This window comes from Streptomyces tateyamensis (genome assembly GCF_003205575.1).
In the GTDB taxonomy this organism is placed as follows: domain Bacteria; phylum Actinomycetota; class Actinomycetes; order Streptomycetales; family Streptomycetaceae; genus Kitasatospora; species Kitasatospora tateyamensis.
The window spans coordinates 46,883-65,536 of record NZ_PYBW01000047.1 but is presented as its reverse complement, the minus strand read 5'-3'; the positions used below and the strand labels follow the sequence as shown (position 1 = coordinate 65,536).

Annotated in this window: 18 protein-coding genes and 1 pseudogene; 10 read left to right on the top strand and 9 right to left on the bottom strand. The window is 75.7% G+C overall.

Annotated elements, in window-relative coordinates; all coding sequences use genetic code 11:
• Positions 1-140: 140 nt before the first annotated feature.
• Complete coding sequence (locus C7C46_RS15355; RefSeq protein ID WP_110669932.1) at positions 141-944, bottom strand: DUF1345 domain-containing protein; 804 nt, start codon at positions 942-944, stop codon at positions 141-143.
• Positions 945-1,028: 84 nt separating this feature from the next.
• The gene (locus tag C7C46_RS15350; protein ID WP_425470078.1) at positions 1,029-2,783 is read right to left on the bottom strand and encodes a cholesterol oxidase substrate-binding domain-containing protein; all 1,755 of its coding nucleotides are present in this window, start codon (positions 2,781-2,783) and stop codon (positions 1,029-1,031) included.
• A 365-nt stretch (positions 2,784-3,148) separates the two neighbouring features.
• Here C7C46_RS15350 and C7C46_RS15345 point away from each other — a divergent pair, with 365 nt between their 5' ends.
• Entirely contained in the window at positions 3,149-4,204 is a 1,056-nt protein-coding gene (locus C7C46_RS15345) for an NAD-dependent epimerase/dehydratase family protein (RefSeq protein ID WP_110669929.1), read from the top strand.
• On the opposite strand, the gene C7C46_RS15340 is transcribed toward C7C46_RS15345, so the two are convergent.
• The 3 genes from C7C46_RS15340 to C7C46_RS15330 form a co-directional block, all read right to left on the bottom strand.
• On the bottom strand, positions 4,194-5,081 hold the full coding sequence (locus C7C46_RS15340; protein ID WP_110669927.1) for an alpha/beta fold hydrolase: 888 nt from the start codon (positions 5,079-5,081) through the stop codon (positions 4,194-4,196). The two genes, C7C46_RS15345 and C7C46_RS15340, sit on opposite strands and share 11 nt — an antisense overlap.
• A gap of 104 nt (positions 5,082-5,185) precedes the next feature.
• Positions 5,186-6,343, bottom strand: a complete 1,158-nt coding sequence (locus C7C46_RS15335) for a sensor histidine kinase (RefSeq protein ID WP_110669925.1) — start codon at positions 6,341-6,343, stop codon at positions 5,186-5,188.
• On the bottom strand, positions 6,340-7,098 hold the full coding sequence (locus C7C46_RS15330; protein ID WP_110669923.1) for a response regulator transcription factor: 759 nt from the start codon (positions 7,096-7,098) through the stop codon (positions 6,340-6,342). Before C7C46_RS15330 ends, C7C46_RS15335 begins: the two co-directional genes overlap by 4 nt.
• 151 nt (positions 7,099-7,249) lie before the next feature.
• Between C7C46_RS15330 and C7C46_RS36490 the strand changes: the two are divergent.
• From C7C46_RS36490 to C7C46_RS15315, 4 genes and pseudogenes are all read left to right on the top strand, one after another.
• Positions 7,250-7,933, top strand: a pseudogene (locus tag C7C46_RS36490) (glycosyltransferase family 2 protein); the annotation flags it as partial.
• On the top strand, positions 7,910-8,551 hold the full coding sequence (locus C7C46_RS36485) for a TIGR04282 family arsenosugar biosynthesis glycosyltransferase (protein ID WP_425470077.1): 642 nt from the start codon (positions 7,910-7,912) through the stop codon (positions 8,549-8,551). The pseudogene C7C46_RS36490 and the gene C7C46_RS36485, both read left to right, overlap by 24 nt.
• On the top strand, positions 8,548-9,267 hold the full coding sequence (locus C7C46_RS15320; RefSeq protein WP_425470075.1) for a methyltransferase domain-containing protein: 720 nt from the start codon (positions 8,548-8,550) through the stop codon (positions 9,265-9,267). The genes C7C46_RS36485 and C7C46_RS15320 overlap by 4 nt, the downstream gene beginning before the upstream one ends.
• 100 nt (positions 9,268-9,367) lie before the next feature.
• On the top strand, positions 9,368-9,586 hold the full coding sequence (locus C7C46_RS15315; protein ID WP_110669920.1) for a dodecin: 219 nt from the start codon (positions 9,368-9,370) through the stop codon (positions 9,584-9,586).
• A gap of 64 nt (positions 9,587-9,650) precedes the next feature.
• Here the strand turns inward: C7C46_RS15315 and C7C46_RS15310 are convergent, their stop codons facing one another.
• A complete protein-coding gene (locus C7C46_RS15310) occupies positions 9,651-10,985 on the bottom strand; it encodes a glycosyltransferase 87 family protein (RefSeq protein ID WP_220040627.1) in 1,335 nt (444 codons plus the stop codon).
• A 184-nt stretch (positions 10,986-11,169) separates the two neighbouring features.
• Between C7C46_RS15310 and C7C46_RS15305 the strand changes: the two genes are divergently transcribed.
• From C7C46_RS15305 to C7C46_RS15290, 4 genes are all read left to right on the top strand, one after another.
• Complete coding sequence (locus C7C46_RS15305; RefSeq protein WP_110669917.1) at positions 11,170-12,039, top strand: helix-turn-helix domain-containing protein; 870 nt, start codon at positions 11,170-11,172, stop codon at positions 12,037-12,039.
• A 98-nt stretch (positions 12,040-12,137) separates the two neighbouring features.
• Positions 12,138-13,247 (top strand): molybdopterin-dependent oxidoreductase, encoded by a 1,110-nt coding sequence (locus C7C46_RS15300; RefSeq protein ID WP_425470076.1) that lies wholly within the window; start codon positions 12,138-12,140, stop codon positions 13,245-13,247.
• Positions 13,247-13,690, top strand: a complete 444-nt coding sequence (locus C7C46_RS15295; protein ID WP_110669914.1) for a hypothetical protein — start codon at positions 13,247-13,249, stop codon at positions 13,688-13,690. Before C7C46_RS15300 ends, C7C46_RS15295 begins: the two co-directional genes overlap by 1 nt.
• Positions 13,691-13,787: 97 nt before the next feature.
• Positions 13,788-14,555: a maleylpyruvate isomerase family mycothiol-dependent enzyme gene (locus C7C46_RS15290; RefSeq protein WP_110669913.1), complete on the top strand. Its 768-nt coding sequence runs from the start codon at positions 13,788-13,790 to the stop codon at positions 14,553-14,555.
• Positions 14,556-14,577: 22 nt separating this feature from the next.
• Here the strand turns inward: C7C46_RS15290 and C7C46_RS15285 are convergent, their stop codons facing one another.
• Both C7C46_RS15285 and C7C46_RS15280 read right to left on the bottom strand, forming a co-directional pair.
• Complete coding sequence (locus C7C46_RS15285) at positions 14,578-15,423, bottom strand: S-methyl-5'-thioadenosine phosphorylase (RefSeq protein WP_110669912.1); 846 nt, start codon at positions 15,421-15,423, stop codon at positions 14,578-14,580.
• A 71-nt stretch (positions 15,424-15,494) separates the two neighbouring features.
• Entirely contained in the window at positions 15,495-16,037 is a 543-nt protein-coding gene (locus tag C7C46_RS15280; protein WP_110669910.1) for a DUF4383 domain-containing protein, read from the bottom strand.
• Positions 16,038-16,307: 270 nt separating this feature from the next.
• On the opposite strand from C7C46_RS15280, the gene asnB reads away from it, so the two are divergent.
• Positions 16,308-18,158 carry an asparagine synthase (glutamine-hydrolyzing) gene (asnB, locus tag C7C46_RS15275; RefSeq protein ID WP_110669908.1) on the top strand — a complete coding sequence of 617 codons (1,851 nt, stop codon included), beginning with the start codon at positions 16,308-16,310 and terminating at the stop codon, positions 18,156-18,158.
• A gap of 46 nt (positions 18,159-18,204) precedes the next feature.
• Here asnB and C7C46_RS15270 read toward each other — a convergent pair whose 3' ends face one another.
• Positions 18,205-18,396 carry a hypothetical protein gene (locus tag C7C46_RS15270; protein WP_110669907.1) on the bottom strand — a complete coding sequence of 64 codons (192 nt, stop codon included), beginning with the start codon at positions 18,394-18,396 and terminating at the stop codon, positions 18,205-18,207.
• Positions 18,397-18,654 lie beyond the last annotated feature (258 nt).

Below are 18,654 nucleotides of genomic sequence, written 5' to 3'. Positions count from 1 at the left end.
GGAGGCGGCCCATGGCGGCGCCCGCCAGGAGATCGCCGGGGCGATCGTCGCGGAGGCCGAGCGGCTGCTGGCCGGGCCGTGGCCGCCGCAGGCGGGCTGATCCCCGCAGGGCCGCGGGCGCCCACCCCGCCCCGGCCGGTTCACTGCAGGATGTTGACCGCGCGGGCCACCACCAGGAGCACGGTGAGCAGCGAGATCGCCGACTGCAGCATCATGGTCAGCTTCGCCCACCTGGAGAGCGGCATGGTGTCGGTCGGGCTGAACGCGGTCGCGTTGGTGAAGGCCACGTAGAGGTAGTCCAGGAAGCCGGGCTCCCACTCGGCCGGGGCGACTCCGGACTGCTGCATCTGCGGGAAGAGGAAGTCGGGGTAGTCGGCCACCCCCTCGGCCCGGGCGGCCGGGCCGCCCCGGTCCCACTCCCAGTACCAGAGCGCGAAGGCGATCACGTTGGTGGCCCAGACCGCACCGGCGGTGCTCAGCAGGCTCAGGGCACCGGCCGCGCCGCCCCCGTGCAGCAGCTCGCGGACCAGCTTCAGCGCCGACCAGCCGTTGGCCAGACTGATCGCGGCGACCAGCGCCAGGCTGAGCGACCGCAGCACCCGGGTGTTGCGGTCCAGGCGGCGGTGCGGGTGCATCGCCGCCAGCGCGAGCAGCAGGCCGACCTCCAGGGCGGGCAGCATCCAGCGCGGGTGGATGCTGAGCCGGGACGGCAGGAAGAACTGCAGCACCACCGCGCAGAGGATCGCCGCCGTGACGGCCCAGCGCTGCTCGCCCTCGGTCTTGGTCCGCCAGACCGGCTGGCTCGGGCTCGCCCCCGCCCCGGCCACCGGAGTGCCCTCGCCGCTCAGCAGTGCCTCTATCCGGTCGAGGCGGTGGTGCAGCTGCTCGGTGAGGTCATGGGTGCTCGGGGAGGGGTCGCCGGGACCGCCGTGCGCTGTGGTCATGGCGGACATTCTGCTGCGCGGCCGGTCACCGGCGTATCGAGGCCTGCCGTTGCGGAACCTGACGCGCCGGCGATCGATCGTTCGTCAGCGCAGCAGCTGGTCGAGGAACGGATTGCTGAAGACGGCGTGCGGGTCGAGCCTGGTCAGGGTGGCCACGGCCGCATCCCACCCCGGGCCGCCGCCGGCCCGGTGGCTGGCCGGGATCAGCTGACCGAGCACCACCGGATCGGCCCAGGTGGCGTCGGCGGTGTAGGCCCAGCCCTTGGACCACTCGACCCGCACGGCGGCCCGGCTGCCGTCGAAGGTGGCGAACAGGAACTGTTCGAGATCGCGGCCGAACTGCTGGTGGCCGGGGGTGTTGGGCAGGGTGAGCACGTCGAACCAGACGGCCGTGTCCCACTCGGGGTGGTCCGGGCGGGGCCGGATCGCCGAGAGCAGCGGCGGCTGCGCGCCGGGCACCCCGCAGGTGGCCGGATCCTCCAGGCCGGTGACCCGGATCTCCACGGCGCCGTTGACCGGGAACTGGCCGTTGCCCTGGTACTGGGTGAGCCGCTGCTGGAAGCCGGTGGTGACCTGGTTGACCACCCACTGGATGTCGGCCCGCCGGCAGAGCACCGCATAACCGTTGGCGGTGACCCGCAGGGTGGTGGGGCGCACGTACTGGAGCAGGGCGCGGGAGGGGCCCCACAGGTCGGAGTGCAGGCCGCCGGCGAGCAGGTGGGTGACCACGTCCAGGGTGAGCAGGTCGCGCAGCAGGGTGCCGGAGAGCAGCACATCCGTCAGATCGCCGGTGAGACCGAGCTCGGTGATCAGGAACTGGAGCTGGCCGAAGGTCGGCGCCAGGCCCCAGGAGCCGCCGACCAGCTCGCCGGCCAGGGTGGCGACGGGGGTGGGGATGCTGTCGGAGAACGGGTAGTTGTACGGCTGGTCGACCGCTCGGGAGCCGAACGGCTGGGTGGGGGTGATGCTCCAGGTCTTGAGCCAGGGGCGGTCGGTGAAGGCGTACCAGATCGCCTCCGCCCGACCCGTCCGGGCGACGAAGTCGGCGAACTGGCGCCCGGTGCCGGTGCCCTGCGGGGCGAACAGCTCGCCGGCGGGGATGTCCACCCGGCTCTGGCAGCGCAACTGCTGATCGGGTGCGGCCCGCAGCACCGCCTCGGTGACGAAGGCCCGGCCGAGGTGGACCAGCAGCGCGGCGCAGTCCGGATCGGCGCGGGAGAAGGTGCGCAGGGTGAACTGGCCGGCGGCGGCGTCCCAGACCACGGCCGTCAGCTCGGTGACCAGGTTGCTGACCGAGCCGTACCCCTGGCCGGGCAACGGGTTCTCGCCGACGGCCGGTACGGCGGTGCCGTGGCCGCCGATGGCGAGCACGCCGCCGAGCGTGACGTCCCCAGGGGCCGGGCAGTGGGTGACGCCGAGGCCGCGGCCGGCCAGCTCGGCCAGCAGCTGCTCCATGCTCGCGCCGGCCTGGGCCCGGACGGCGGGCGCGCCCGCCGAGCCGGCGGGGCTGATCCCCGTCAGGTGCCTGGTGGTGTCGACCAGCACGACGGCACTGGCGGCCGGGGTGGCGTCGGCCACGGTGAGCGGGGCCCAGGTGTGCCGGAAGCCCTGCGGGCGCAGCCGCCAGCCCTGGGCCCGGGCCCAGTTGGCCAGGGTGACCACGTCCTGGGGGGTCTGCGGGGCACACGTCCACAACTGGTCGGCGTGCAGCTCGCCGGCCCAGTTCTCGAAGCTCTGCCGGTAGACCTCGATGCCGGGCGGGAAGGCGGGCGGGGCGGCCACGGCGGGGCCGGCCACCTCGGCCTGCGCGCTGTCCGGGGTGATCACCCCGCGCAGCAGCCAGGCCGCGCCGCCCAGCGCGGCGGAACCAGCGAGCAGCTGACGGCGGCTCAGCCCGCCCTCGGCCGGCTCCGCGGCCCGACTGTTCTCCCCTGACACTGCTTCGACTGCCACTGCTGGCCCCTCCCAGGCGTCGTCCGACTGCCGGGGCGGCCCCGAGCACGCCCCGCACAGCACAATGTAGGCAGTCCGGCGCCCGGAAGCAGCAAGATCGGTGATCATCCATCAGTTCGAGTGAGTCCATGGTGTTCGGCTGACAGTCGCTCCGGCCGAAGGTCCCGCCGAGCCGCCGGGAGATCTCACGGAAGTCTGACAGCAGCGCGCGACGGCCCGGCCGGGCGGCGCCGCCGGGTTAGCGTCGGGGCATGGAGATCCTGCTCACCGGCGGTGCCGGGTTCATCGGTTCCGCCGTCGCCGCGCAGCTGGCGGCGGCCGGCCACCGGGTCCGGGTGCTGGACGCGCTTCTGCCCGCCGCGCACCCGCACGGCCGGGCCGGGGTGGACCTGCCCGCCGGGGTAGATCTGCTGGTCGGCGACGTGCGCGACCCGGCCGCGGTGGACCGGGCGCTGCGCGGGGTGGACGCGGTCTGCCACCAGGCGGCGATGGTCGGCCTCGGCCAGGACTTCGCCGACGCGCCCGCGTACGTGAGCTGCAACGAGCTGGGCACCGCCGTGCTGCTGGCCGGGATGGCCCGGGCCGGCGTGGACCGGCTGCTGCTGGCCGGCTCGATGGTGGTCTACGGCGAGGGGCGGTACGAGTGCCCGGCGCACGGGGTGGTGCCGGCCGCCCCGCGCCGGCAGGCCGACCTCGCCGCCGGCCGGTTCGAACCGCCCTGTCCGCACTGCGGCGCCGCCCTGCTCCCCGGGCTGACCGCGGAGGACGCCCCGGTCGACCCGCGCAACGTGTACGCGAGCACCAAGCTGGCCCAGGAGCACCTCGCCGCCGCCTGGGCCCGGGCCTGCGGCGGAGCGGTCCTGACGCTCCGTTACCACAACGTGTACGGCCCCCGGATGCCGCGCGACACCCCGTACGCCGGGGTCGCCGCGATCTTCCGCTCGGCGCTGGCGGCCGGGCGCGCGCCGCAGGTGTTCGAGGACGGGCGCCAGCGACGGGACTTCGTCCACGTGGCGGACGTCGCGGCGGCCAACGCGCTGGCCCTGGCCGCACTCGCCGACTGCGCCCCGGGCACGGTGCGGGCGTACAACACGGGCAGCGGCACGGTCCGCACCGTGGGCGAGCTGGCCGCCGCGCTGGCCGCCGCCGTGGGCGGGCCCGCCCCGGTGGTGACCGGCGAGTACCGGCTGGGCGACGTCCGCCACGTCACGGCGGACTCGGCCCGGCTGCGCACCGAGCTGGGCTGGCGGCCGGCCGTGGAGTTCACCGCCGGCATGGCGCAGTTCGCGGCGGCCGCTACCCGCTGACCGCCTCGGGCCGACGGTCCGCCAGGTCCGCCGCCTCCGCCCGGTGCACCTGGTCCGCCCGGGCGGCGTTCGCGGCGATCCGGGCGGTCAGCGCGGGCCAGAGCGGACGCGGCAGGTCGTGGCCCATGCCCGGGACCAGCCACAGCTCGGCGCCCGGCACGGCGGCGGCGGTGGCCCGGCCGCCGCTGGGACCGACCAGCGGGTCCTGCTCGCCGTGGATCACCAGGGTGGGGACGGTGACCGAGGCCAGGCCCGCGGTGCGGTCGGCGGCGTCGTGGATCGCGAACAGCTGCCGCAGCGACCCCTCCGGGCGGAACGCGCGCCGGTGGGCCAGCTCGGCCGCCGCCCGCAGCTCCTGGACGGGCACGGGGTAGCCGGGCGAGCCCACCAGCTGCTGGAACCAGACCACGCTCGCCGCCGCCTCGTCCGGCCGGGCCGACGGCGGGGCGGAGGTGGCCGCGAGCACGTCCGGGCGGGGCTGGCCACTGCTCGGGTCGCCGGGGCGGGACATGATCGAGCAGAGGCTGAGCACCCGGTCCGGGTGGTCGATCGCCAGGTGCTGGGCGACCATCCCGCCCATCGAGGAGCCCACCACGTGCGCGGCGGGCACCCCGAGCGCGTCCAGCAGGGCCACGGTGTCCTCGGCCAGGTCGGTGAGCCGGTAGCCGGTCGGCCGCCCCAGCGTGCTGGTCAGCCCGCAGTCGCGGTTGTCGAACCGGACCACCCGGTACCCGCGGTCGGCCAGCAGTTCACAGAACTCGTCCGGCCAGCTGGTCAGTTGGGCCCCGATTCCGGCGATCAGCAGCAGCACCGGGGCGTCCGGCGCGCCGGTCTCCTGGTACTCGACCTCCAGGCTGCCCGCCCGTACCCGTGCCATGACCCGTCTCCCCCGCTCGACCACCCGCGCTCGTGGAACCAACATGGCCACGGGCCGCCCCGCCCCACCACCCCGGATCGGGACCGGGACACCCCTACCACGCCTCAGGTGACCAGCACCGGCGCCGCCGGCAGGGCGATCTCGAAGCAGCAGCCGCCGGCTACGTTGCGCACGCTGGCGCGGCCCTCGTGCGCCTCGACGATGCCGCGCACGATCGCCAGGCCCAGGCCTGCCCCGGTGTCGCCGTGGTGCTGCACCGCGTCCGGGCGCACCGCCCGCGGGGTGCGGGCGGTGCCGCCGCGCCAGCCGGTCTCGAAGACCCGGGCCAGGTCGGCCTCCGGGATGCCGCCGCAGCTGTCGGTGACCGAGAGCACCACCCGGTCCGCCTCCCGCCGGGCGGCCACCGCCACCACCCCGTCCGCCGGGGTGGCGCGGATCGCGTTGACCAGCAGGTTGCCCAGCACCCGGGTGATCTCCCGGCCGTCCACCTCCACCGGCACCGGCTCGACCCGGTCGCCGTGCAGCTGTACCCCGCGCTCGCGGGCCAGCGGGTGGGCGCCGGCGATGGCGTCGCCCACCAGGTCGTAGGCGGAGACCCGGGACGGGTTCAGGGTGAGCGCGCCGGACTGGATCCGGGACAGCTCGAACAGGTCGTCCACCATGCCGGTGAGCCGGTCCACCTCGGTGCGGATCCGGGCGTGGTAGCGGGCCGGCTCCTCGGCCACCCCGTCCTCCAGCGCCTCGGCCATCGCGCGCAGGCCGGCCAGCGGGGTGCGCAGGTCGTGCGAGATCCAGGCGACCAGCTCGCGACGGGACGCCTCCAGCGCCTGCTCGCGCTGCCTGGACTCGGCCAGCCGGGCGCTGGTGGCGGCGAGCTCCGCGCTCAGCTCGGCGAGTTCGGCGCCCAGCGGGCCGTTCGGCGCGGCGAACCCGTCGGCACTGCCGACGGTGCGCGCGGCCACGGTCAGCGCCCGGCTGCCGGCCACCACCTGGCGGCCCAGCACCGCGGCGGTGAGCAGCGAGACCACGGCGGCCATGCAGGTCACCGTGATCACCACGCCGAGGTCGTGGTGCGACAGGAACATCGCCTGGGCCACCGCGAGGGTGCCCGCCGTCATCGCGGCCACCGTCACCACGGCCACCGCGAAGAGCGAGAGCGCCACCGAGCGGCGGCGCAGCTGACGCACCGCCGGCCAGCCGACCAGGCCGGCGGCCCCGGCCCCCAGCGCCGCGAACAGCGCGATCAGCAGCAGGTCCTTCATGCCACGACTCCCTCGGCGGAATCGACCGGGGCCGGGTCGAAGCGGTAGCCGACGCCCCACACGGTGCTGATCAGGCGGGGCGCGGCCGGGTCGTCCTCGACCTTCTCGCGCAGCCGGCGCACGTGCACGGTGACGGTGGACAGGTCGCCGAAGTCCCAGCCCCACACCTGCCGCATCAGCTCCTCCCGCCCGAAGGCCTGCCCGGGGTGCTGCAGGAAGAACGCCAGCAGGTCGAACTCGCGCTGGGTGAGCGCGAGTTCGCGGTCGGCCCGGAAGGCCCGGCGGCCCGGCCGGTCCAGTCGCAGGTCACCGGCCCGCAGCGCGGCGGTGCCGGCCGGCACCGCCGCTGCCGCGCCCTGGCGGCGCAGCACCGCGCCGATCCGCAGCACCAGCTCGCGCGGGCTGAACGGCTTGGTCACGTAGTCGTCCGCGCCCAGCTCCAGGCCCAGGATCCGGTCGGCCTCCTCGCCCTTGGCGGTCAGCATCAGCACCGCCGGGCCCGGTCCACCGGCGGCGCGCAGCCGCCGGCAGACCTCCAGGCCGTCCAGCTCGGGCAGCATCAGGTCGAGCACCACCAGGTCGGGCCGGCCCAGCGCGGCGCGCTCCAGGGCGGCGCGCCCGTCAGCGGCCCGGTCCACCGCGTAGCCGGCCCGGTGCAGGTAGCCGGCCACCACCTCGGCCACGGTGGGGTCGTCGTCCACCACCAGGATCCGGGCGGGGGGCGGCGCGGAAGTCTCGGTCACGCCTCTGAGCATAGGCAGCCCGGCGCGGTGCCCCGTCCGCCCCCGGGCGGATCGTAGGACTTCCGTAACACCTGGCGGCCGTCCGACTTCCGTAAGGTGGCGTTGCCACGCTCGGACCGGTTCCGGTGCCTAGCGTGGCGGGGTGACTCCTTCTCCTTCCTGCGTGGACGTGGTGCTGCCCTGCCTGGACGAGGCGGCGGCGCTGCCCTGGGTGCTCGGCCGGATCCCGCCCGGCTGGCGCGCCATCGTGGTGGACAACGGCTCCCGGGACGGCTCGGCCGAGCTGGCTCGCTCGCTCGGCGCCACCGTGCGCACCGAGCCGCGGCGCGGCTTCGGCGCCGCCTGCCACACCGGGCTGCTCGCCGCCACCGCCGAGCTGGTCTGCTTCCTGGACTGCGACGGCTCGCTCGACCCGGCCCAGCTGCCCCGGGTGGTGGACCCGGTGCTGGCCGGCCGGGCCGACCTGGTGCTCGGCCGGCGCAGGCCCACCACCCGCGCCGCCTGGCCGGCCCACGCGCGGGTCGCCAACGCGGTGCTGGCCCGCCGGCTGCGGGCCCGCACCGGCGCCGACCTGCACGACCTGGGCCCGATGCGGGCCGCCCGGCGGGACCGGCTGCTCGCCCTGGGCCTGGGCGACCGGCGCTCCGGCTACCCGCTGGAGATGGTGCTCGGCGCCAGCGCGGCCGGGCTGCGGATCGCCGAGGTGGACGTGGACTACCGGCCCAGGTCCGGCCGCTCCAAGGTGACCGGCACGGTGCGCGGCACCCGGCAGGCGGTGCGCGACATGCGGGCGGTGCTGGCCGCGCCGCCCGCCACCCTGCTGGTGATCGCCAAGGCACCGGTGCCGGGCCGGGTGAAGACCCGGCTCTGCCCGCCGTGTACCCCGCAGCTCGCCGCCGAGCTGGCCCGGGCAGCGCTGGTGGACACGCTGCGCACGCTGTCCACCGTGCCGGCCGGACGCCGGCTGCTGGTGCTGGACGGGGCGCTGGACGGCGACTGGCTGCCGCCCGGCTGGACGGTGCTGCCGCAGGTCGGCGGCGGACTGGAGGTCCGGCTGGCGGCCGCCTTCGCGGCCGCCGCCGAGCTGGCCCCGCAGGCGCCCGCCCTGCTGGTCGGGATGGACACGCCGCAGCTGACCGCCCCGATGCTGGCCGAGCCGCTGGCACCGGTGGCCCGCGAGGGCGTGGACGCCTGGTTCGGGCCGGCCGCCGACGGGGGGTTCTGGGCACTGGGGCTGGCCCGGCCGAGCGCGGCGCTGGCCGAGCGGGTGCTGCTCGGGGTGGCGATGTCGACGCCGACCACGGGGGCCGAGGTGGCGGACCGGCTGGCGCGGGCGGGGCTGCGGGTGGCCCGGCTGCCGCAGCTGCGCGACGTGGACACGGCGGAGGACGCGGCGGCGGTGGCGGCGCTGGCACCGGACAGCGCTTTCGCACGCAGCTGGCACGCGGCCCGGGTGCACCGGTGAGCGCGGCGGAACTGGTGGCCGGCCCGGTCGAGCTGACGCCGCCTCAGGTGCGGCCCTGGGCCGACGACCCGTTCGCCGAGGCGATGCGCACCGGGCGCGGGCCGCTCTGGCTGCGGCGCTCCGACGGCGGCCGGCACCCGCTGGCCGTCGAGGACTGGTGCGCCCCGCCCGGGCCGGCCGACCGGAGCCTGCTGCGGCGCTGCCTGACGGCGGCCCGGCCGGTGCTGGACATCGGGTGCGGGCCCGGGCGGCTGGTGACCGAGCTGCTCGCGCTCGGGCTGCCCGCGCTCGGCGTGGACCTCACCCCCACCGCGGTGGCCCGCACCAGGGGCCTGGGCGGGGCGGCGCTCTGCCGCTCGGTCTTCGACCGGCTCCCCGGCGAGGGCCGCTGGGGCACCGCCCTGCTGGCCGACGGCAACCTGGGCATCGGCGGCGACCCGCTCGCCCTGCTGCGCCGGGTCGCCCACCTGCTCGCCCCCGGCGGGGTGCTGCTCGCGGAGGTGGAGCCGCACCCGGTGGACGAGCGGGTCACCGTCCGGGTCGAGGACGCGGCCGGGCGCACCGGGCCCCCGTTCCGCTGGGCCCGGCTGGGTACGGACGCGGCGCTGCGCCTGGCCGAGCACGCGGGCCTGCGCGAGTACGAGCGCTGGACGGCGCAGGGGCGCCACTTCGTGGCCGTGCGGCGGGCCGGCCGGGACCGGCCGGACGGGCCCTGAGCGGGCACCCGGGCGGACCGGTCCCGCTCGCGGGCGTGGGCGGGATGGGCCACGGTGGAGGGGACAGCCGCTCCGCACCCCGCCCGCCCCGGAGGCCTCCATGTCCGAACACACCTACCGGCTGACCGAGATCGTCGGTTCCTCGCACGAGAGCAGCGACGCCGCGATCCGCAACGCGCTGGCCCGCGCCTCGCAGACGCTGCGCAACATCGACTGGTTCGAGGTGGTGCAGGTGCGCGGCCATGTGGAGGACGGCGCGATCAAGCACTACCAGGTGACGGTGAAGGTCGGTTTCCGGCTGGACGACGTGCCGTCCTGACCCGCCGTCACCAGGCGCCCTCCGCCGCGGCAGACAGCCCGCGGCGGAGGGCGCAGCAGTCGGCTCACGCCCGCCGCCCCCGGCGGTGGCGGACCGCAGCCGCCCCCGCCACCACCGCGAGCGCCACCGCGTACCCCGCCAGCTGCGCCCCGCCCTGGGTCAGGTACGCCGCCTCCCCCGCCGCCGGCACCGCGAGCCACTCCCACCGGCCGGCCAGCCCCACCAGCGCCACCACCAGCAGCCCGTACCAGGGGTAGGCCGGGGTGAGCGCCAGCAGCGCGGTGCCGCTGACCAGCAGCGCCCCGTCCCAGGGCCGGGCCGGGTCGCCGGTGCGCAGCACCAGCAGCGCGACCGCGACCACCACCACCCCCGCCGCCAGCGCGGCGAGCGAGTCCGGCAGCACCAGCCGCAGCAGCGCGAACCGCCGCGGCTGCGCCCCCTCGTACCCCTCGTCGTGCAGGTAGCCAGGCAGGAAGCCGAGCACCTTGGGCCCGGAGAGCAGCAGGTACGGCAGGTAGCTCAGCAGGAACACCCCCGCGGCGGCGAGCAGCACCCGCACCGACCACCCCGGGCCCCGCCCCCGCGCCGCCGCGCCCGGCAGGACCAGCGCGGGCAGCAGCTTGACCGCGGCCGCCGCCCCCAGCACCGCCCCGCCCCACCAGCCGCGCCCGCGGGCGGTCAGCGTCAGGCCGGCCACCGCCAACAGCGCCCCGAGCGTGTCCACGTGCGCGTCGTTGACCGCCCACACCGCGACCCCGGGGAACCACCCCCACAGGGCGGCCTGCCACCGCCGCCGCGGCGCCAGCACCGCCAGCAGCAGCGCGGTCAGCGCGACCGCAAGCAGCGCGCCGCCCGCCTGGGCGGCCCGCACCCCGTGCCCGTGCGCCACCAGGTGCAGCCCGAGGAACCAGTACTCGGCCACGGCGGGGTAGATGGTGACCACCGCGGGCCGGTTGACGTGGCTGCAGAAGCCGGGCGCGGCGCGCCGCAGGTCCCATCCCGTGCAGGAGCCGGTCACGGGGTAGAGCTCGGGGGCCCGGGCCCGCAGGCCGGCCAGCTGGGGTGCGTCCGGCGGGTAGGCGTAGGGCGAGTGGCCGGCTGCCTGCACCTGACCGTCCCACAGGTACCGGTAGGCGTCGTCACTGGTGCGCGGCGCCGCCACCAGCGCCACCGCGGCGGCCGCGACCGCGCCGGCCAGCACCAGCGCGGACACCTGCCGGGCCGGCAACCGGCGCAGCGCCCACACCGCCACCGCGAAAAGCACCAGGTCCACGGGGTACCAGAGGGCCAGCGGGCCGGGGTGCCCGAGGGTGCCCCCGGTGGTGAAGGTCAGCGCGAGGGCGGCGACCAGGGCGGTGAGCGGGAGCAGGGCGGCGCAGAGCCGGCGGGTGTCGGACACACCGTCACCCTGCCACCGCAACCGGCGTGCACCGGCTCCCGCCCGCGCGCCGTCCCACTTCCGTAAGGAGACGGGCCGGCGCCGCAAGCCGTGCTCCGCAGCCGCACCCGCCCCGCCCAGGCAGGTACTGACAGGACCACCTTGGGCCCGCCGCCGGCCCGGTTCGCGGGCCCACAATGGGCGCATGGACCGTAGCAGCGAGCTGGCCGACTTCCTCCGCTCCCGCCGGGCCGGCCTCACCCCCGCGCAGGCGGGGCTGTCGGCCGGCGGCCGCGCGCGGCGGGTCCCCGGGCTGCGCCGCGACGAGGTGGCCCGGCTGGCCGGGGTCAGCACCGAGTACTACACCCGCCTGGAGCAGGGGCGCTCCGGCCACCCTTCCGCCGAGGTGGTGGACGCGCTGGCCCGCGCGCTGCGGCTGGACCAGGCGGAGCGCGAGCAGCTGGACGACCTGCTGGCCCGCCCGCTCCCGGCCCGCCCGGGTCCCGCCGCCGCGCAACGGGTGCGCCCGGGGCTGCACCTGATGCTGCATACGCTGGAGCAGGTGCCGGCCTTGGTGCTGGGTCGGCGCACCGACGTGCTGGCCGCCAACCGGCTGGCCCGCGAGGTGCTCACCGACTTCGATGCGCTGCCGGCCACCCGCCGCAACCTGGCCCGCTACTACCTGCTCGACCCCGCTGCCCGCGACCGGGTCGGCGACTGGGCCCGGATCGCCGCCGAGACGGTGGCGATCCTGCGGTTCGAGGCCGGCCACCACCCGCACGACCGCCGGCTCGCCGCCCTGGTCGGCGAACTGACACTGCGTTGCCCGGAGTTCACCATCTGGTGGAACGACGACCGGGTGCTCCGGCGGACCCACGGCAGCGCGTCCTACCACCACCCCGAGGTCGGCGAACTGCACTTCGCCTACGAGTCCTTCCAGTCGCCGGGCGACCCGGACCAGACGCTGTGCGTCTACAACGCCGAGCCGGGCTCGGCGACCGCCGACGCGCTGCGGCTGCTGGGCAGCTGGACGGCCGACCCGGCACTGCATCCGGGGCCCGTAGGACTTCCGTAAGCAGGTCGCAGCGCCGACTCGGGCCGCCGGCGCGGTCTGATGGAGGGGTGGACCTCAAGACTTCCCGCACCCCCCGCGCCGCCCGCCTCCAGGCGCTGCTGCGCCGCGGGCCGCTGCCCGAGGGGGCGTTCCGCTCCCCGCTGCACGAACCTCGCACCGCCGTCGTGATCGGCCGCTGGCTCGGTGCCGCGCTGCTGATCTGCTTCGCGACCGGCCTGTTCAGCCACGTGCTGCAGGATCCGCCCAGCTGGCTGCGCGACCACCTGCCGAGCCGTCCGGTGGACGGCTACCGGGTGACCCAGGGCCTGCACGTCATCAGCGGCATCGCGGCCGTCCCGCTGCTGGGCGCCAAGCTGTGGACCGTGTACCCGCGACTGTTCGAGTGGCCGCCGGTGCGCGGGGTGCGGCACGCCCTGGAGCGCGTCGGGATCGCGGTGCTGGTGGCCGCGCTGCTGCTGGAGCTGTTCACCGGGCTGCTGAACACGCTGCAGTGGTACCCCTGGCCGTTCCCGTTCCGGCAGACGCACTTCTGGCTGGGCTGGCTGGCCACCGGCGGCCTGCTGGTGCACGTGGCGGCCAAGGCGCCGCTGATCGCCGAGCACTGGCGCCGGGTGCGGCCGGCCCTGGTCGAGCGGCGCGGCTTCCTGACGGCGGTGGCGGTCTCGGTCGGCGCGGTCACCCTGACCACGGCCGGCCAGACGGTGCCCGGGCTGCGCCGGCTCGACCTGTTCGCGCCTCGCCGCCCGGACCTCGGCCCGCTGGGGCTGCCGATCAACCGCACCGCCGCCCAGGCCGGGACCACCACCGCGCCCGCCGACTGGCAGCTCGTGGTGGACGGCCCGCGGGCCTACCGGCTCACCCTGGCCGACCTGCGGGCGATGGCGCAGGTGACGGTCCGGCTGCCGATCGCCTGCGTGGAGGGGTGGAGCGCGGACGCGCACTGGACCGGGGTCCGGGTGCGGGACCTGCTGGACCGGGCCGGTGCGCCTCCGGGCGCCCGGGTGCGGGTCACCTCCTTCGAGGCGGACGGCCCGTACGCGGTCAGCGAGCTGCCGGCCGACCACGCCCGCGACCCGCTCACCCTGCTGGCCCTGCGGGTGAACGGCGAGGAGCTGACCGCCGACCACGGCTTTCCGGCCCGGATCATCGCGCCCAACCGGCCCGGCGTGCTGCAGACCAAGTGGGTCGCCCGCCTGGAGGTGCTGTGATGAGGGCGGGCACCGTGCTGCGGGCCGCTACCGCACTGGGCGGGGCGGCACTGATCGGCTACGGCCTGTACGGGCTGCTGCACGACCACTACATCACCGACCCGCTCGACGTGCTGGGCTGGGCGGCGGGCGGCCTGGTGCTGCACGACGGGATCTGGCTGCCACTGGTCTGCCTGGCCACCGTGCTCTTCGCCCGCCTGGTGGCGCCGCGGGTGGGCACGCTCGCGCGCTCGGTGCTCACGGTGCTGGCGGTCACCGCGCTCGCGCTGACCGCCGTCGCCCTGCCGGCCGCGCTGCGCGCGGGCACCCCGCGGGTCAACGCGACCGTGCTGCCGCTGCCCTACCTGCGCAACTACCTGCTCGCGCTGGCGGCGCTGGCCGGGCTGGCCGTGGCCACGGCCGGCTGGGCGGTGCTGGCCCGGCGGCGCGCCGGGCGGCGCTGAGCAGCAAGGTGGTCTAGCACCTGAATATTTGACATGATGAAGTACTGGCCGGCCACCGTCCGGTGTGCCGGCCCAGTGCTCCCGAGAGGCGACCCTCATGCCCGCCCTGCCCAGCGCCACCCACCAGGCCGCCGTGGCCGCCGAGACCGAACGGTTCGCCGAACTGCTGCTCGGCGCCGACCCGACCACTGAGGTGCCCAGCTGCCCGGGCTGGACGCTGAGCAACCTCGCGGTGCACGCCGGCAGTGTGCACCGGTGGTTCAGCAAGCTGCTGGACCAGCGCGTCCAGGAGCGCCCGACCAGCCGCGAGGTGGACCTGCAGCTGCCCGCCGACCCGGCCGACCACCCCGAGTGGCTGGCCCGCGGCGCCTCCCTGGCCGCCGCGACCTTCGCCGCGACCGACCCGGAGCTGCCGATGTGGGCCTGGGGCGCCGACCAGCACGCCCGGTTCTGGATCCGCCGGATGCTCTTCGAGACCCTGGTGCACCGGGTGGACGCCGAACTGGCGCTCGGCCGCACGCCGGCCGTCGACCACGCGCTCGCGGTCGACGGCATCGACGAGTTCCTGACCAACCTGCCGTTCGCGACCCTGTTCGCGCCGGGCGTGGCCGAGCTGCGCGGCACCGGCCGGACGATCCGCTTCACGGCCACCGACGGCGGCGGCGACTGGACCGTCCAGCTGCGGCCGGACGGCTTCGGCCTGGTCGAGACGGCCGCGTACCCGGCTCCCGACGCGAGCCTGGGCGGCACCGCGGCGGACCTGCTGCTGCTCCTGTACGGACGCCTCGAGCTGGCGGCCGGCCGGTTCGAGACGGCGGGCGACCGGCAGCTGCTGGACCACTGGTTCGCCCACTCGGCCTTCTAGTGCCGGTCCGGCCGACGCCGGGTCAGAACCCGGGCAGGCCGGTCGCCACCCCGTCCAGCGCGTGCGAGCAGATGCAGTCCCGGGTGGCGGGCAGCGCCTCGACGGCCTTGAAGAGCACTCCGCGCAGCCGGTCCACGTTGCGCGCGAAGACCGCCAAGACCTCGGCGTGGGTGACGCCCTCCCCGGTCTCCACGCCGGCGTCCAGGTCGGTGACCAGGGCCAGCGAGGTGTAGCAGAGCCCCAGTTCACGGGCGAGCACGGCCTCCGGATGGCCGGTCATGCCGACCACCGACCAGCCGTTGGCGGTGAACCAGCGCGACTCGGCCCGGGTGGAGAACCGCGGGCCCTCGATCACCACCAGGGTCCCGCCGTCCATCGGGGGCCAGTCCTGGTCGCGGGCGGCGGCCAGCGCGGCCGCCCGACCGACCGGGCAGTACGGGTCGGCGGCGGAGACGTGCACCACCTCGGGCACCGTGCCGTCGGGCAGCGGCAGCCCGTCGTAGAAGGTCTGCACCCGGCCGCTGGTGCGGTCCACGAACTGGTCGGGCACCAGTAGCGTGCCCGGGCCGTACTCGGGCCGCAGGCCGCCCACCGCACACGGGGCGACCACCTGGCGCACGCCCAGGGCGTGCAGCGCCCAGAGGTTGGCCCGGTAGTTGATCCGGTGCGGTGGCAACTTGTGCCCGCGGCCGTGCCGGGGCAGGAACGCGACGGAGCGCCCCGCGATCTCGCCGAGGAAGAGCGAGTCGCTGGGCGCTCCGTAGGGGGTGCCGACGGTGATCTCGGTGACCTGGTCCAGCAGGGCGTAGAGGCCGGAGCCGCCGATCACGCCGATCTCGGCCCGCTGCTCGAGGTGGTGGGAGTGCATGTCCCATGATGGGCACACCACCCGCCGCGGACGGGGCAACCGGCTAACGCGTCAGCGATCCGTAACCGGTCTCAGTGGTGCACGGTCGGCTTGAGCACGGTCTTGAAGGCCGGCACGTGCCACCGGCCGGCGATCTCCTCCTCCTCGCGCGGGTCGCCGCCGTGCCGCTCGCGCCAGTACGGGTTGTCGTGCGGCAGGCGCCCGCTGACCCGGCCGTACATCCCGAAGGTGGCGATCACCAGCCCGAAGACGAAGCTGAAGAGCACGTTGGCCATCCGGAACGCCAGGTGGTTCCAGCCGCTGTCCAGCGCGGCCAGGCCCACGAAGCCGGCCACGAAGAAGATCAGGCCGACCACCATGTTGATCCAGGAGGCGATGTTCCCGCCGATCACCGCGCCGATCATCAGGATCGCGCCGAAGACCACCGAGAGCACGCCCAGTGCCCCGTTGCTGGACATGCCCGCCACGTTGTTGCCCTGGGTGTCCAGGAAACCCGGCGCGCCGGCCAGGCCGAAGCAGCCCCAGATCAGCAGCAGCAGACCGGCCACGCCCGCGCCGTACCGGTAGACCCGGCCCAGGCGGTGGTCGACCGGAAGTTCGTCCCGCAGTCTCATCCCGACCTCCACTGGAGGGTTCGCGGTGGGCCCCTTGGCGGCCCGCGGGCCCCTGGAGGGGGACCCGTTCCGCACTACCGATCAACGCTACGCCCGCACCGGGGACAAGGCGCACCGGCGCCGCGCAAGCTCCCGACCGGCCGTCCTGTCACCGCAGTTCGGCCATTTCGGTCCGCACGATGGCCACGCCCACCAGTGCGGCGTAGCGTCACCAGTCGCACACGGAACGCACTGCGACGGAGTTCGGGACGACCAGAAGGGCAGATGCACATGTGCGGAATAGCCGGCTGGGTGGCGTTCGACCAGGACCTGACCCAGCAGCGCCCGGTACTGGCGGCGATGACGGGGACGATGGCCTGCCGCGGCCCGGACGCCGGGGGGATCCACCTGAGCCCGCACGCCGGCCTCGGCCACCGCCGGCTGGCCGTGATCGACGTCGAGGGCGGCGCCCAGCCGATGACCGTCGAGCAGGACGGCCGGCTGCTGGCCGCGCTGACCTACAGCGGCGAGGTCTACAACCACCTGGAACTGCGCGCCGAGCTCGAAGGCCTGGGCCACCGGTTCCGCACCCGCAGCGACACCGAAGTGGTGCTGCACGCCTACCTGCAGTGGGGCGGCGCCTTCGTCGACCGCCTCAACGGGATGTTCGCCTTCGCCCTGTGGGACGCCCGGCAGGAGCAGCTGCTGCTGGTCCGCGACCGGATGGGGGTCAAGCCGCTGTTCTTCCACCGCACCCCGGACGGGGTGCTGTTCGGCTCCGAGCAGAAGGCGGTGCTGGCCCACCCCGCGGTCGAGGCGGTGGTGGACCTGGACGGGCTGCGCGAGCTGTTCACGCTGGCCAAGAACCCGGGACAGGCGATCTACCGGGACCTGTACGAGGTGCGGCCCGGACACGTCGTCACGGTGCGCCGCGAGGGCCTGACGGACCGCCAGTACTGGCGGCTGGCCGCGGTGGAGCACACCGACGACCTGGCGGCCACCGTCACCACCGTGCGCGAGCTGCTGCACGACATCGTGCGCCGCCAGCTGATCTCCGACGTGCCGCTGTGCTCGCTGCTCTCCGGCGGGCTGGACTCCAGCGCGATCACGGCGCTGGCGGCCAGGGCGCTCGCCGAGGCCGGGGCCGGGCCGGTGCGCTCCTTCGCGGTGGACTTCGCCGGGCAGGCCGACCACTTCCGCCCCGACGAACTGCGGCCCACCCTGGACGGCCCGTTCGCCCACCTGCTGGCCGAGCACGTGGGTGCCGACCACGCCGACATCGTGCTGGACGCGGCCGCACTGATCGACCCGGAGCACCGGGGCGCGGTGCTGCGCGCCGCCGACGTGCCGACCGGGTTCGGCGACATGGACACCTCGCTCTACCTGCTGTTCCAAGAGGTCCGCCGGCACTCCACGGTGGCACTGTCCGGAGAGTCGGCGGACGAGCTGTTCGGCGGCTACGCCTGGTTCCACCGGCCGGCCGCGGTGGCCGCGCCCACCTTCCCGTGGATCGCCGCGCAGCAGCAGGTGCTCGGCCCGAACGGGCTGCCGCGGACCGGGCTGCTGGACCCGGACCTGCTGGCCGCCCTGGACCTGCCGGCCTACCTGGGCGACAGCTACGCGACCGCGCTGGCCGAGGTCGAGCACCTGCCGGGGGCCGAGGGCCGCGAGCGCCGGATGCGGGAGATCTGCCACCTGCACCTGACCCGGTTCGTCCGCACCCTGCTGGACCGCAAGGACCGGATGAGCATGGCCAGCGGCCTGGAGGTGCGGGTGCCGTTCTGCGACCACCGGCTGGTCGAGTACGTGTACAACACGCCGTGGGCGATGAAGGTCTTCGACGGGCGGGAGAAGAGCCTGCTGCGGGCGGCGACGGCCGACGTGCTGCCACGGAAGATCCTCGAGCGGGTGAAGAGCCCCTACCCGGCCACCCAGGACCCGGGCTACCCGCTGGCGCTGCGGACCGGGCTGCGGACCGTGGCCGGCGATCCGCAGGCGCCGGTGCAGGGGCTGTGGAACCGGGCCCTGGTCGGCTCGGTGCTGGCCGACGGGCAGGACCCGCAGCTGACCCGGGGCGCCACCGAGATGGTGCTCGCGCTGGACAGCTGGCTGCGCGAGCGTCCGGTCTCGCTACGGCTGTGACGGTCCGGGCCGGGGCGGTGCGGGTCGGCCCGGGTGCCGGCAGGCGTCAGCGCGGGTACTCGTCGTCGTCGACCGGGACCTGGCGGGTCTGCTCGACGGCATCGGCCACGTCGGCGGCGGCGGAGAGCGGGAGCTCGGCGCGCGGCGGGATCGACTCCTCCGCCGCCCCGGACTCCAAGTCCTCCAGGTCCTCCGGGTCCAGCGCGTCGACGGCGAACTCGGTGGCGTTGTCGGTCATGACCTCACACCCCTCACGGCTCGAGGACCCGGGCGGCCCCTGCTGTGTCCAACACTTACCCGACCTGCGCCCTCCCACTCGGCACTGTCGGCCAAGCGTCGGCGTGTTGCGGTCCCGGGCAGCGGGGTGCGGCGGAATCGGGACCGTCAGTCCCGGTGCGGCGGGAACTGACGGTGCAGGACGGTACGGCTGGCGGACCTCGACCCGGTGGGGTCAGATCCAGGCGGTGTCGCGCCGCGTGGTGGACGGCTGAATGGC